Below are 13,456 nucleotides of genomic sequence, written 5' to 3'. Positions count from 1 at the left end.
CCTGCTCGTCGACGGCGATCGAGGTGATTCGCGTCAATTGTGGCAAACCGGTTGACCAATTGCAAGCGGAACATCGGATGCCGGAGTCAACTCACCCGGGGACGGAGGCGTGCGCGATCTCGAACTCGAGCGTCTCACCGCCCGCGCTCGCGGCGCGGATGCGCAGCTCCGCATCGCCGAAGCGCTGGGTCCACACGTCGGGAGAGCCCGCGTGGGCGGCGATCGCCTCTTCCGCGTCGGGGTCGTCGAAGCTCTCGTACACGACCCAGCTCCCGTCGCCGACGCGCTCGGTCGCCGGGTACTCCCCGCCGCAGAGCCAGTCGGCGATGAGCACGGTCGCTCCGGCCTGCGCCCGTGCCCGGAGCGCGTGCCGTGTGGCGGGGGGAAGCCGGCTGCCGGCGACGACGACGAGTCCGGCGCCCGCGAGCTGATCGGATCGCACGTGCTCGTCGAACACGAGAACGCTTCGCGACGCCTGGAAAAGGCCGTGGAGGTGCGTCTGCGCGGCGGCTCCCGTCTCGAGCGGGAACTGCGACCGCGGGACCGCGTCCAGCTCATGGCGCGGGAACTCGTATCCCGGGATGTGCAGGCAGCTGCCATGGTCGGGGAGCTGCCCGTGACTCAGCGCGTGCCACGCGGCGAAGACGCTGCGCGATGTGGCGGGAGCGGTCGCGTCGCGGTTGCCGAACGGCCGGTGGCCGCGCCCGAAGTCGCTGTCGTCGGCGTGGACGAGTGCGATGTCGGCACGCGCATCGCGGTGGCTCCAGTGGAGCGGATGCCGCGGCACGAAGTCGTGGACGAACTCGCGCCACACCTCCCCATGGGCGGTGCGCTCGAACGCACCCGATGCGCGGTGGCGCACCAGCACGTCGATGTTCTCGACGAACAGCCGTGTGGGTCCGAAGAGGTAGGCGAGGCGGAGGGCCGAGGCGAACTCCGCGGGCGAGTGGCCGGGGAATCCGGGGGCGCGGGTGAGCCACGGCCCGATGTCGGGGCCCCACAGGTCGGCGCAGATCCACAGCTCGCGGTCGTACTGCACCGCCGCACCGAGGGCGGTGCCCAGCTGCAGCGGCTGGAACGACTCCTTCATGACCTTCGGCGCCGGAGTCATCCCCGCCCGCGCGAGCGTGTGGAACATGACCGGGAACACCTGCTCGGCGAGCACGGGCACCGGAGCGCCCCCGCCCTGCGCCGTCGCCGCGTCGACGTCTCGCACGATGGCCCGCACCGCGGCGTCGATGACGCCGATCGCATCCTCCGCGTCGAGCCCCGCGGTCTGGCCGAAATGCGGCAGGTGCGCGTCCCGCCGGTACTGCTCGGCGTGGATCTGCAGGTGCTCGGGCTCGTCGTACAGCACGCCGGCGAGCCGGCCTGAGGCCGCCGCATCCCGAACCAGTTGCGCGGACAGGTCGAACCGGTTGGTGCCGTCGACGTAGGGACCGTTGATGTTGCCGTACTCGTTGCCCAGCACGACGTCGATTCCGGCCTCGTCGAGGTCTCGCAGCAGGGCGGCGTGGTCGTCGACGGGCGGGATGACGTGATGGACGTAGAAGTCCGCGCCGAGCTCGTGCAGCGCCGACACGAACTCCCGGGGCGTCGGCGCGGGATCCTGCGAGGCGATCGGGATGCCGGTGCCCGTGCGCATGACGGCGTCCGAGGCGTCGCCCGCCCACGGGTCGTGGAAGGCGACGACGGGACCCTGGATGCCGAGCGACGGCCGGGATGCCGGCGCGCGGTCGAGGGGATCGGGAAGCGGATCGGACGTGGGCACGCGAGGGTCCTCCGGGTCGGTGACGAACGGGAGCGGAGACCGGCCGTGGCGGCCGGCCTCCGCATCGCGTGGACTACTGGCTGCTGACGACGACGTCCATCTCGGCGAAGAACTGCGCGACCGCATCGTCCACCGAGATCGTGCCGAAGTTCAGCTCCTCGCCGAGTTCCCGGAACTTCTCGTGCAGCGAGCCGTAGCCGACGATCGGCACCGGCGGAGCGTCGCCGAGACGGTCGGCGATGGATGCCTCGTAGTCGGCGATCGTCTGGCTCAGCTCGTCGAGATCGGCGGCCTCGCGTGCCGTCTCCGAGGCCGGCAGACCGCGGTTGGTGCCGAAGATCTCGCCGGACTCAGGAGAGTTGATGAGGAAGTCGATCAGCGTGGCCGCCGCGGCCGGGTGCTCGGAGTTCGCGGCGATCGAGTACATCTGCGACGCCTTGAGGTAGAGGTCCTGTCCCTCCTTCACCGAGAGCGGGGGAGCGATCAGCTGGATCTCGTAGCCCTCCCCGAGGTTCGCGAGGAAGCCTGCGCCGGTGTTGTCCCAGGTCGCGTCGCTCGCGCTGAGCGCACTGTCGAAGGCCGTGAGCGGCTGCACCTCCGCGATCCGCTGCTGGGGAACGAACTCACCGCCCTCGCGGGCGGCCGAGGCGGAGTCCCAGAACTCCGCGAGGCGGTCCTCGTCGAAGCCGGGCGTGCCGTCTTCGTCGAACAGGTTCGCACCCTCTGCGCGCAGCTGCAGCTCGAAGTTCTCGATGCGGGTCGTCGGATCGACGCCGCCCCACGCGTCGACGCCGGCCGACGCCGCCGCGTCGCTCACCTCGGCGATCCACTCGTAGTAGTCGTCCCAGCTGCCGTCGGTGAACGGCTCCACGCCCAGCTCGTCGAGCAGGGTGGTGTTGAGGAACATGCCCCACGAGTTGGTGGACAGCGGCACGGCGGTGGTGACGTCATCCACCACGCCGGCCGAGAGCACCTGCGGCTCGATCGTGTCGGTCTGGATGATGGTGCCGAGGTACGGCTCGAGGTCGAGCAGCGACCCGCTCTGCGAGTACTGCCGGAGGTAGGCGAGGTCCATGGTCACGACGTCGGGCAGGCCGTTGCCGGCCGCCTCGATCTGACGCTTCTCCCAGTAATCGGTCGGCGCGAGGAACATGATGTCGACGTCGATGTTGGGCTGCTGTTCCTCGAAGACGGCGATCGCCTCGTTGTAGAGCTCGGCGCGCACGTCGTTGCCCCAGAAGGTGAAGGTGATCGACACCTCCTCATCGGGGTCGAGGGTCGGCTGCGTGCTCGCCGGCGCGCTCGAGGCGCATCCCGTCAGTCCGACGAGGGCTGCCAGAGCCACCCCCGTCGTCGCGGCCATGGGCTTCTTGCTCCGGAACGTCATCGTTGTCGCCTCTCGTCTTCGAGTCTCAGGAAACGATTTCTCACCATGCCGTGAGAAAGGCGACTGACGTCGCCTCGCCACAGTCTGACAAACCGGTTGACCGAAATCAATCCCAGATCTCACGCGACTGCCGTAGGTTGTTCGCATGCCCGCCTACCCCGACGACCGCTCGGCCGAGATCACCGCCGCGCTCGGCGCGCTGCCCAGCGGTACGCCGGTGTCGGAGGTCGCCCGTCGCCTGATGGACCTCTTCACGACCGGCGACCTCGAAGCCGGCACGCGGCTGCCCCCCGAGCGGCAGCTCGCCTCGACGCTGGGCGTGGGGCGTTCGGCGGTCCGCGAGGCCCTCGCCGCACTCGAGATCCTGGGCATCGTGGACGTCCGCCCCGGCTCGGGTACCTACCTTCGCGGCACGGCCAGCGAACTGCTGCCGCAGACGCTCCGCTGGGGGCTGCTCATCGGCAGCAAGAACACCGCAGAGCTGCTCGAACTGCGCTCGGGGCTCGAGATCTACGTCGCCCGGCTGGCCGCCGGCCGGGCCGCGGCATCCGATCTGTCCTCCCTGTCGGGCTCGCTCTCCCGCATGCGCGGCGGCGTCAGCGACCTGAAGGCCTTCGCCCGGGCCGACCTCGACTTCCACAACGCGCTCGCGACCGCGGCCGGCAACGACACGCTCGTCGACCTGCTGCACGTCGTGCGCTCGCTGCTGCAGGTGTACGCCGACCGTGCAGTGCACGACGACGCCGAGGCGCGCATCGCCGTCGACGAGCACGCTGCCGTCTTCCGGGCCATCGAGGCGGGGGACGAGGATGCCGCGGCCTCCGCCATGGCGACCCACATGGCGACCGCGTCGCAGCGCCTCGCCGCCGAAGCCGCTCCCTGAATCCGCATCAAGCCGTAAGGAGGCGCGATGCCGCGCAATTGGGCTGGAACCTATGAGTACACCGCGCCGCGGATCGTCGACGCGACGTCGGTCGACGACGTGCGCCGCGTGCTCCGCGAGCCGGGGCGCGTCCGTGCCCTGGGCACGCGCCATTCGTTCACCGATCTGCCCGACACGACCGGCACGCTCGTCGACGTGACCGGGTTCGCCGCCGAGTTCGAGCTCGACGAGGCCGCGCGGACGGTGACGGTGCCCGCCGGCATCCGCTACGGCGTGCTGGCGGTGTGGCTCGACGACCGCGGCTGGGCGCTGCGCAACATGGGGTCGCTCCCGCACATCAACGTCGGCGGCGCGACCGCCACGGGCACGCACGGATCGGGCGATGCGAATCCGGTGCTCTCGGCATCCGTCCGCGCCCTGCGCTACGTCGGCGCCGACGCCGAGGTGCACGAGGTGCGCCGGGGGGATCCCGACTTCGACGCGCTCGTCGTCGGTCTCGGCGCCTACGGCATCGTCGTGTCGCTGACGCTCGACATCGAGCCCGCCTTCCGCGTCCGTCAGGACATCTACACCGGCGTGAGCTGGGATGCCGCGCTCGCCCATTACGACGAGCTCACCTCGGCCGGCTACAGCGTGTCGGTGTTCTCCCGGTGGGAGGAGCCGTCGGTCGGCTACGTGTGGATCAAGACGCGCCTCGACGCCGACGACGACCTCGTGCCCGACACGATCTTCGACGGCGTGCGCGCGCTCACCGGCGACTCGCCGCTCGGGGTCGAGGACAACGTCACCGAACTCGCCGGCGTCCCGGGGCCCTGGATGCTGCGGCTGCCGCACTTCCGCCTCGACGCCCAGCCCTCGTTCGGCGACGAGATCCAGAGCGAGTACTTCGTCGCCCGCGCCGATGCGCCCGCCGCGCTGAACGCGGTGCGCGCGCTCGGTGACGGCATCCGTCCTCACCTCATCTGGACCGAGCTGCGCACCGCCGCCGCCGACGAGCTGTGGCTGAGCCCGGCCTACCGCCGCGACGTCGTGATCATCCACTTCACGTGGTTCAACCACCCGGACGAGGTCGCTGCCGCGCTCGGGCGCATCGAGGCGGCGCTCGAGCCGTTCGACGCGCGGCCGCACTGGGGCAAGCTGCACGGCTTCGACCGTGCCGCGATGGAGCGGGTCCACCCGCGGCTGGCCGATGCCCGCGCCGTCTTCGAGCGTCTCGACCCCGACGGGCGGTTCACCAACGCGCACCTCGAGCGCGTCGGGGTGCGCGAGCGGCGCTGACGCCGGCACGTCGCGCGGGTCACGGCCCACGTCACGCAGATGATCGCGATTGGTCAACCGGTGTTACAGTTTCCGACGAGATCGTTCGTGACGCCGCGACGAAAGGGAAGTCGACGATGACGCAGATTCCGAGCGGGAGCATCCGCCCGACCGACCGCCCCGCCCGCACCTGGAGCCTGGGCGAGACGCCGTGGCAGCAGATCCCGCCCGCCGGCCGACCGCGTGCGCGCGTCATCATCGACAACGACTTCGCGGGCGACCCCGACGACCTCTACCAGCTGGTGCATCACCTCCTCTCGACGAGCGTCGACATCCGGCTCGTCGTGGCCTCGCACCTGCGGGGCGACGACCCGTTCGACTCGTCGGGCCGCAGCGCGCAGAACGCCGAAGCCGTCGCCCGTGACGTGTTCGCGCGGATGGGGCTCACGTCCACGGAGGTCATCGTCGCGGGGTCGGACGACCCCCTGCCCGACCGCTCGACCCCGCAGCCCGCGCCGGCCGTCGACGCCATCATCGCCGAGGCCCGGCGCGACGACGTCTCGAGCCCGCTCTTCTACGTCGCCGGCGGCGGCCTGACCGACATCGCCTCGGCGTACCTCACCGACCCGCGGATCGCCGAGCGACTGACGCTCGTGTGGATCGGCGGGGCCGAGCACGAGGGGCTCGCCGTGCCGCCGCCCGACCCCATGTCGGTCGAGTACAACCTGCTCATCGACCCGGTCGCCGCGCAGGTCGTGTTCAACGACTCGACGATCCCGCTCTGGCAGGTTCCGCGCGACGTCTACCGGCAGTGCCTCGTGTCGGATGCCGAGCTGCGACTCCGGGTCGCGGCGGCGGGACCGCTCGGCCGCTATCTGTACGACGAGGTCGCCTACGTGTGCGCCATGGTCGCGTCCCACGCGGGTGGTGCGTCGGAGACCTATGCCCTGGGCGACTCCCCGCTGGTGCTGCTCACCGCGCTGCAGTCGGTGTTCGAGCCGGATCCCTCCTCGAGCCGTTACGTCGAGCGACCGACGCCGGCGCTCGGCGAGGACGGGGCGTACCGCGACGCTGAAGGCGGTCGTCCGATGCGGGTGTACACGTGGGTCGACACGCGGCTGATGTTCGAGGACATGTACCTGAAGCTCGCCGAGTTCGAGCGGTGGCAGGCGGCCCCGCATGTCACCCCGGGGGAGCCCGGGGTGCTCTCATGACGTCGCCCGCACCGTTCGCGTCGACGATTCCCCGGCCGCGGACGATCGTCACCGCCGATCCGGAGCTCGACGACCTGAACTCGATGATCCGGTTCCTGCTCTACGGCAACGAGGTCGAGATCGAGGGCCTGATCTACGCGAGCAGCCGGTTCCACTGGCGGGGCGACGGAGCGGGCACGACCTTCTTCCTTCCCGACCGCGAGTACGACGAGCCGCAGACGTCATGGCGGTGGGCGCCCGGCGAGAGGTTCATCGACGACGCGGTCGACGCGTACGCGGAGGCGCACGCGAATCTCGTCGCGCACGACCCGCGCTTCCCGAGCCCCGAGCGGCTGCGGTCGGTGATCCGCGAGGGCAACGTCGACTTCGAGGGCGACACCTCTGCCGAGACGCCCGGGTCGCGTCTCATCGCCGACGTGCTGCTGGACGATCGCCCCGGGCCCGTCTTCCTGCAGCTGTGGGCGGGGCCGAGCACCGTCGCCCGTGCGCTGCGGTCGATCGAGGAGCGGTTCCGCGACACCCCTGAGTGGGAAGCCGTGCACGCCGCCGTGTCGGCGAAGGCGGTCATCACCAAGTTCGCCTCGCAGGACGGTACGTTCGACGATTACATCGCGCCCGTGTGGCCCGGCATCCGGGTGATCGAGGTCGCCACGCTCGCGTGGGGCTACATGGCACGCTGGACCGTCCCCGCCGCCGATCACCGGCTGCTGAGCGCCGAGTGGATGCGCGACAACGTCACGAGCGTCGGCCCGCTCGGCGCGCTGTACCGCGTCTGGGGCGATGGGCGGCAGATGGTGCCGGGCGACATGACCGACTACTTCCACCTGTCGGGACTGTCCGCCGACGAGCTCCGCGCGCAGGGGTACAAGGTGTGGATCGACCCGCAGCCCGCGGGCGAGTGGATCTCGGAGGGCGACAGCACGAACATGCTGAACCTGCTGATTCCCGGCCTGCGCGGGCACGAGCATCCGTCGTACGGCGGGTGGGGCGGCAGGTATGAGCAGACGTCGGAGGGTGCCGACACCTGGGGTCTCGCCGACGCGGCCTTCGATCCCGGCGGCGGTTGGGCGAACAGTCGTCCCCGCGGCGACGAGGGGTCGGTGGTGCGCTGGTTCGCCGATGCGCAGGCCGACTTCGCCGCGCGCCTGCGCTGGAGCGTCACGCCCCGCTTCGAAGACGCCAACCACCACCCGGCGCTCGCGATCGAGCAGGGCATCGACCTCCGCGTCGCAGCGGGCCAGGACGTGCGGCTGTCGGCGCGGGTCGACGATCCCGACGGCGACGACGTGCAGGTGCGCTGGTGGATCTACGGGGAGGCAGGGACGACGGATGCCGCGCTCGCCGCCGTCGACGGGCCCGAGACGACCGTGCAGGTACCGGCCGACGCGCACGCAGGTGACACGATCCACGTCATCGCCGAGGCGTCGGACGACGCCGCCGAGTACCCGCTCAAGGCGTACCAGCGCGTGGTCCTCACCGTCACCGCCGCCTAGCGCCTCGACCGTCTCGCGTCGCCGCTCGGGCATCGGGTGGCACGACACGCCGCTACAGCGGGCTCGATGTCGCGTGTTGCGACCCGCGAAGGATCGGGCTCGGGCTTCGGGTGGCACGACATGCCGCGACGAGGGGTGGGATGCCGCGTGTTGCGACCCCCCCCGAACGGGCCGGGGTCGCCGGGGCGCCGTGAAGGCGACGAGCGCCGTGCGCGGCATCCGTCAGTCGTCGTCGCCGTCGGCCACCCAGCTCGACACGGCCACCTCGCCGGCGACGGCGTAGACACCGATGACGCGGCCGGTGAAGGACTCGGTGACCTCCGACGACAGGAAGCGCCCGTCGATCCGGGCGAGCTCGATGCGCTCGCCGTCGACGGTCGCGGAAAGATGGAAGACGTCGCTGGTCGGAAGCATGCCGCCCCCGCCGACCGGCCTGCGGGAAGCGAGGTGGAGGGCGACCGATCCGCCCCGCAGCGGATGCGCCCATTCCTGCCGCAAGCCGCCGATCACTGCACGGGCGGTGATCGCCCCGCCACCGGCCTCGAGCTCGATGCGGAAGCTCTCGTCGTACCGGACCGCGAGCCCGCCGACGCCGTTCGAGACGTCGAGAGCCACCGTGACCTCGTTGGTCAGGTGCTCCTGACGGCGTCCGACGAAGACCGGCTGCGGGTCGGCGAGGGTGCTGCCGTCCGCGGTCAGCACCAGGCGTCCGTCGGTGAGGGCCGAGACGTCGGCCGGCAGCCGGCGGACCGCGATCCACTCGCCGTCGAGAGGCTCCGAGAAGTCGATCTCGACGTGCGTGCCCTCACGCGGGGCGAGCTCCACCGGCGCGATCGATGGCCACCCGCCGGTCCAGGTCACCGGTGTCACGAAGGTCTCGCGGCCGAGCGCCGAGAAGGCACGGGTGCCGCTGCGCGGGCGCACGCCGAGCAGCACGCAGAGCCACTCGCCATCGGGGCCGCGCACGAGGTCGCCGTGACCGGTGTTCTGGATCGGGCGCGGCGTCGACCGGGCCGAGACGAGCGGGTTGTCCGGGGCTCCCGTGAACGGCCCGGTGGGCGACTCGCCCCGCGCGATCGAGATGGCGTGACCGCGCTCGGTGCCGCCCTCCGCGATCAGGAGATACCACGCGCCCTCGATCTCGTAGAGGTGCGGCGCCTCCGGGAACATCAGCCCCGTGCCCGACCAGAGCGAGCGCGGCTCTTCGAGGGCCCGATGCGATGCGAGATCCACCCGCACCTGCTGGATGCCGAGGTGCGCCGGCTGGTTCGGATCCAGAGCGCCGCTCAGCTGCAGGCCGGAGAAGGTGACGTAGCAGGTGCCCGCGGCATCCCAGGCGATGTCGGGATCGATGCCCTCGATCGTGCCGGAGCCGTCCGCCTTCCGCAGGAGGTCGCCGTCGCTCCAGGGCCCGGCGGCGTCCGTCGCCGTGAAGTGCAGCATGCCCCGCCCCATCGCATCGGTGATGACGAGGTGGAACACGCCGCCGTGGTGGCGGATCGTCGGAGCCCACGCACCGCCGCCCGTCGGCACGGCGTCCACGCCGAGCTGTCCGGGTCGCGTCGCGACGTGCCCGATGAGCTCCCACGTCTCGAAGTCGGTGGACCGGTGGATCGGGATGCCCGGCAGGTACTCGAACGTCGAGGTCGCGAGGTAGTACACGCCGTCCACGGCCACGACGGAGGGGTCGGGGTGGAAGCCGTTGATCAGCGGGTTGTGCAGCGTCGTCACGGGTCTCTCTCGGATCGGGCGGGGTGGATGGCTCAGGCCGGCAGGATGCGGCCGAGCTCGGCGGCGAGCGCGGCCGCGCGCGGGTCGGCGCCGCCCGGCCATGCGCCCCGCGCGATGGTCCACGCGAAGGCGATGCCGGTGTCGGGATCGACGCAGGCCAGCGCGCCCATCGCGCCGTCGTGGCCGAATGCGCGCGGACCGCCGAACGCGACCGTGGACGTCGACTTCTGGAAGACGATCGCGTGGGCGCGATCCGGCAGCCCCAGCACTTCGTCGATGCCGTGCACCTGCTGCTGGCCGATCTGCCAGACGGTGTCGGCGGAGAGGAACGGCGCGTTGCCGTCGACGCCGGTCACGGCGGCGGCGAAGAGGCGTGCCAGTCCGCGCGCGGTGCCGGTGCCCGAACCCGAGGGATGGCCGTATCGCCAGCTCGCCTCCTCGTTGGCGAGATCGACCTGCGGCCCCGGTGTCACCCAGGTGTGCAGGCCGATGGCGGTCGGCTGCATCGCCGTCGTGTCGGACACGGGACGGATCATCGGCAGGACCGGCACCAGTCGGTCCTCGTGGCCGGCCGGCAGGCCGAGGAAGAAGTCGATGCCGTGCGGAGCGCGGATCTCCTGCTCGTAGAACTCGTGCAGCGTGCGGCCGGTCACGCGGAAGACGAGCTCGTCGCCGAGGTTGCCGATCGTGACGGCGTGATAGCCGAAGGCCGAGCCGGGGTGCCAGAACGGCGGGCTGGCGGCGAGCCGCTCGGCCGCGGCGTGATGATCCAGCAGCTCCTCCCAGGTGAGGGGAGGGGTCGCCTGCGGGATGCCCGCCTGGTGCGACAGCAGCTGACGCACCGTGACGGCGCCCTTGCCCTTCGCGGCGAACTCGGGCCAGTAGTGCGCGACGCGTTCGTCGAGGTCGAGCTCGCCGCGCTCCACCAGAAGCCCGACGGAGAGGCCGATGGTGTTCTTCGTGACCGAGTACGGCACCATCACCGAGTCCTCGGCGAGGTGCGGGCCGCCCCAGGCATCCAGTACTGCGACGCCGTCGTGGAATGCGGCCACCTGGAACGACAGATCCGGGTCTGCGGCGAGGTAGCCGTCGAGGCGGGCGACGATCTCGCCGAGGCGCTCGTCGGCGCGGCCCTGCAGCCGCTCGGAGGTGAGGTCCTTCATCGGATTCCTTTCGGCGCGGTGGGAGAGGCGCGGTGGTCGAGACGAGCTGGTCGAGGGCGGGCGCGGGGCGATGCGCGGCGTTCGGTCCGCCGCGCACCCGGGACGCCGGGAAGCTCGCTCAGCCCATCTTCCACGGTGTGGACAGCGGCAGGTCGGCGACCGAGGCGCCGGCGCGCAGCGTGTACTCGCCGGGCTCGATGACCCATTCGCCGTCCCAGTGCGCGAGGCGTCGCTCCGGCACCGCGATCCGCGCGGTGACGGTCTCGCCCGGCTCGGCCTGCACGGTCGCGAACCCGACGAGCCAGCGCACGGGGCGCTCCACCGCGGAGCCGGCCCGCTCGGCATACACCTGCACGACCTGCTTGCCGGCGCGATCGCCGGTGTTCGTGAGCGTCACCTCGAGGGTGTCGCCCTGGCGGTGCGCCGCACCCCACGACCAGGTCGTGTAGCCGAGGCCGTGGCCGAACGGGAACGCCGGCTCGGCATCCGTCTTCAGCCACGCGCGATAGCCGATGTGCAGGCCCTCGCGGTACTCGAGGCGGCCGTCGGTGGGCACCACCTCGGTGACGGGCACGTCCGCGAGCGCGGCCGGCCACGTCGTGGGCAGGCGACCGCCGGGCTCGGCGGCGCCGGTGAGCACGTCGGCGATCGCGTGCCCGAACTCCTGCCCGCCGAAGTAGCCCTGCACCACCGCCGCGACGTCGTCGGCCCACGGGAGCACGACGGGCGAGCCCGCGTTGACCACGACGACCGTCGGCGTGCCGGTCGCCGCGACCGCGCGCACCAGGTCGTCCTGGTGGCCGGGCAGGTCGAGGCTGGTGCGGTCGTAGCCCTCCGACTCGACCTTCGCGTTGGTGCCGACCACGACGATGGCGATATCGGATGCCGCGGCCTCGGCCGCCGCACGGGCGATGAGCGCTGCGGGATCGGTGCGCTCGGGGGCGATGCCGAGCGTGGCGCTGAGCGCGCCCGACAGCGCACCGGCGGCGGCGCGCGTGAACTCCACCCGCACGGCCGTCTCGCGGCCGGCTTCGACGGCCACCGTCGCGGTGAGGGACGGCGGGTTGAGGAACGCGGCGCCCAGGTCGGAGCCCTCGATCACGGGTGCGTCGTCGAGCACGAGGCGCTCGTCGACGAACAGCCGGCCCGGGTTCGCGCCGGCGAAGCCGAGCTCGATGTCGCCGGACTCCGCGGGGGTGTACAGCGTCTCGAACACGACGGTCGCGCTCGCCGCGATGGGGGCGTCGCCGCCGAACCAGACCAGGGCGGTCGAGCGGCGATTCTCGGCGAAGAGCTCGGTGCCGTCGGCGTCGAAGAACGCGACGCGCATGCCGGCCTCGCCCGTCGCCGGGTTGCGCAGGTGTGCCAGCGGGATGTCGGCGACGCCCTCCTGCACGACGGCGCCGATCTCGTACCGCACGTCGGCGCCCGGAAGGGCGGCGCGGATCGCGTCGAGCGGCGAGACCACGGCTTCGGGGATCACCGTGGCGCTTCCCCCGCCCTGCGTCCGGGCCTCGCGCGCGTTCTGACCGATCACGGCGACGCGACCGAGCGAGGCGGCATCCACGGGAAGAACGCCCTCGTTGCGCAGCAGCACGGTGCCCTCGATCGCGGCGGCGCGCGCGAAGGCGGGGCCGTCGAGCGGGGCGGGCTCGATCGGGGCGGCGTCGCCGAGTGCGCCGACCCGCTCCGCGAGCAGCAGCAGGCGCAGCACCTTGCGGTCGAGGTCTGCCTCGTTCAGCCGCCCGTCGCGGATCGCCGCGACGAGGTCGGCCCATGCGGGGGCGGGGCCGGGCATCGCGAGGTCCTGCGCGGCGGGCACCGCGTCGAGCGAGCGGACCGCGGTCCAGTCGCTGATCACGACGCCGTCGAAGCCCCACTCGGAGTTGAGCGGCGTCTCGAGCAGGTCGTTCTCGCTCATCGTGACGCCGTCGACCGCGTTGTAGGCGCTCATGAGGGTCCAGGCGCCCGCCTCGACCGCGCGTTCGAACGGCGCGAGGTAGAGCTCCCGCAGCGCCCGCTCGCCGACCTGGACGTCGACGGTGAAGCGGTCGGTCTCGGAGTCGTTGGCGACATAGTGCTTCGGAGTCGCCGCGACGCCGTTGTCCTGCAGGCCGCGCACGTAGGCGGCGGCGAGCTCCGCGCTGAGCTCCGGGTCTTCGCTGAAGCACTCGAAGTGGCGGCCGCCGAGGGGAGAGCGATGCAGGTTGATCGTCGGGCCGAGCACGACGTCGACACCCTTGCGGCGGGCTTCGGATGCCGCGGCCGCCCCGTACCGGTACGCCAGGTCCACGTCCCACGACGCCGCCAGCGCCGACCCCGACGGCAGGTTCAGCGACGGCTCGCGCTCGTCCCACCGCGGGCCGCGGACGCCCGCGGGGCCGTCCGACAGGGTCATCGCACGCAGCCCGATCTCGGGAAGCGGGACGGTGGTCCAGAAGTCGGCTCCCTGCACGAGCGCCGCCTTCTGCTCGAGCGTCAGGCGATCGAGCAGGGGAGCGAGGTGGCGCACCGCGTCGGGGTGCGTGGCGATGTCGGTCATCGGGGGAGGTTCTTT

Annotated in this window: 9 protein-coding genes; 4 read left to right on the top strand and 5 right to left on the bottom strand. The window is 71.9% G+C overall.

The features are described from left to right. Positions 1-91: 91 nt before the first annotated feature. Positions 92-1,771, bottom strand: a complete 1,680-nt coding sequence (locus tag ABG085_RS17040; RefSeq protein ID WP_347976933.1) for a hypothetical protein — start codon at positions 1,769-1,771, stop codon at positions 92-94. 73 nt (positions 1,772-1,844) lie between these two features. Then, entirely contained in the window at positions 1,845-3,158 is a 1,314-nt protein-coding gene (locus ABG085_RS17035; protein WP_347976932.1) for an extracellular solute-binding protein, read from the bottom strand. Between the two features lie 145 nt (positions 3,159-3,303). Here ABG085_RS17035 and ABG085_RS17030 point away from each other — a divergent pair, with 145 nt between their 5' ends. The 4 genes from ABG085_RS17030 (at position 3,304) to ABG085_RS17015 (ending at position 8,005) form a co-directional block, all read left to right on the top strand. Continuing rightward, the gene (locus ABG085_RS17030; RefSeq protein WP_347976931.1) at positions 3,304-4,041 is read left to right on the top strand and encodes an FCD domain-containing protein; all 738 of its coding nucleotides are present in this window, start codon (positions 3,304-3,306) and stop codon (positions 4,039-4,041) included. A 27-nt stretch (positions 4,042-4,068) separates the two neighbouring features. Continuing rightward, positions 4,069-5,319 carry a D-arabinono-1,4-lactone oxidase gene (locus ABG085_RS17025; RefSeq protein WP_347976930.1) on the top strand — a complete coding sequence of 417 codons (1,251 nt, stop codon included), beginning with the start codon at positions 4,069-4,071 and terminating at the stop codon, positions 5,317-5,319. 116 nt (positions 5,320-5,435) lie between these two features. Continuing rightward, positions 5,436-6,512 (top strand): nucleoside hydrolase, encoded by a 1,077-nt coding sequence (locus ABG085_RS17020; RefSeq protein WP_347976929.1) that lies wholly within the window; start codon positions 5,436-5,438, stop codon positions 6,510-6,512. Further along, positions 6,509-8,005 (top strand): DUF1593 domain-containing protein, encoded by a 1,497-nt coding sequence (locus tag ABG085_RS17015; protein ID WP_347976928.1) that lies wholly within the window; start codon positions 6,509-6,511, stop codon positions 8,003-8,005. The genes ABG085_RS17020 and ABG085_RS17015 overlap by 4 nt, the downstream gene beginning before the upstream one ends. Before the next feature lie 222 nt (positions 8,006-8,227). On the opposite strand, the gene ABG085_RS17010 is transcribed toward ABG085_RS17015, so the two are convergent. The 3 genes from ABG085_RS17010 to ABG085_RS17000 all read right to left on the bottom strand — a co-directional run bounded on the left by ABG085_RS17010 (position 8,228) and on the right by ABG085_RS17000 (position 13,441). Next, positions 8,228-9,736 (bottom strand): family 43 glycosylhydrolase, encoded by a 1,509-nt coding sequence (locus ABG085_RS17010; RefSeq protein WP_347976927.1) that lies wholly within the window; start codon positions 9,734-9,736, stop codon positions 8,228-8,230. A gap of 32 nt (positions 9,737-9,768) precedes the next feature. Next, complete coding sequence (locus ABG085_RS17005; protein WP_347976926.1) at positions 9,769-10,899, bottom strand: serine hydrolase domain-containing protein; 1,131 nt, start codon at positions 10,897-10,899, stop codon at positions 9,769-9,771. A gap of 118 nt (positions 10,900-11,017) precedes the next feature. After that, positions 11,018-13,441, bottom strand: a complete 2,424-nt coding sequence (locus tag ABG085_RS17000) for a glycoside hydrolase family 3 C-terminal domain-containing protein (RefSeq protein WP_347976925.1) — start codon at positions 13,439-13,441, stop codon at positions 11,018-11,020. Positions 13,442-13,456 lie beyond the last annotated feature (15 nt).

Source organism: Microbacterium sp. ProA8 (assembly GCF_039905635.1).
Classification (GTDB): Bacteria; Actinomycetota; Actinomycetes; order Actinomycetales; family Microbacteriaceae; genus Microbacterium; species Microbacterium chionoecetis.
This window is presented reverse-complemented; position numbering and strand designations above follow the sequence as displayed.

Excerpts from the sequence above, each read along its gene's own strand:
- ABG085_RS17035 (WP_347976932.1), bottom strand. The coding sequence starts at position 3,158 with ATGACGTTCCGGAGCAAGAAGCCCATGGCCGCGACGACGGGGGTGGCT.
- ABG085_RS17015 (WP_347976928.1), top strand. The coding sequence starts at position 6,509 with ATGACGTCGCCCGCACCGTTCGCGTCGACGATTCCCCGGCCGCGGACG.
- ABG085_RS17020 (WP_347976929.1), top strand. The coding sequence starts at position 5,436 with ATGACGCAGATTCCGAGCGGGAGCATCCGCCCGACCGACCGCCCCGCC.
- ABG085_RS17025 (WP_347976930.1), top strand. The coding sequence starts at position 4,069 with ATGCCGCGCAATTGGGCTGGAACCTATGAGTACACCGCGCCGCGGATC.
- ABG085_RS17005 (WP_347976926.1), bottom strand. The coding sequence starts at position 10,899 with ATGAAGGACCTCACCTCCGAGCGGCTGCAGGGCCGCGCCGACGAGCGC.
- ABG085_RS17030 (WP_347976931.1), top strand. The coding sequence starts at position 3,304 with ATGCCCGCCTACCCCGACGACCGCTCGGCCGAGATCACCGCCGCGCTC.
- ABG085_RS17000 (WP_347976925.1), bottom strand. The coding sequence starts at position 13,441 with ATGACCGACATCGCCACGCACCCCGACGCGGTGCGCCACCTCGCTCCC.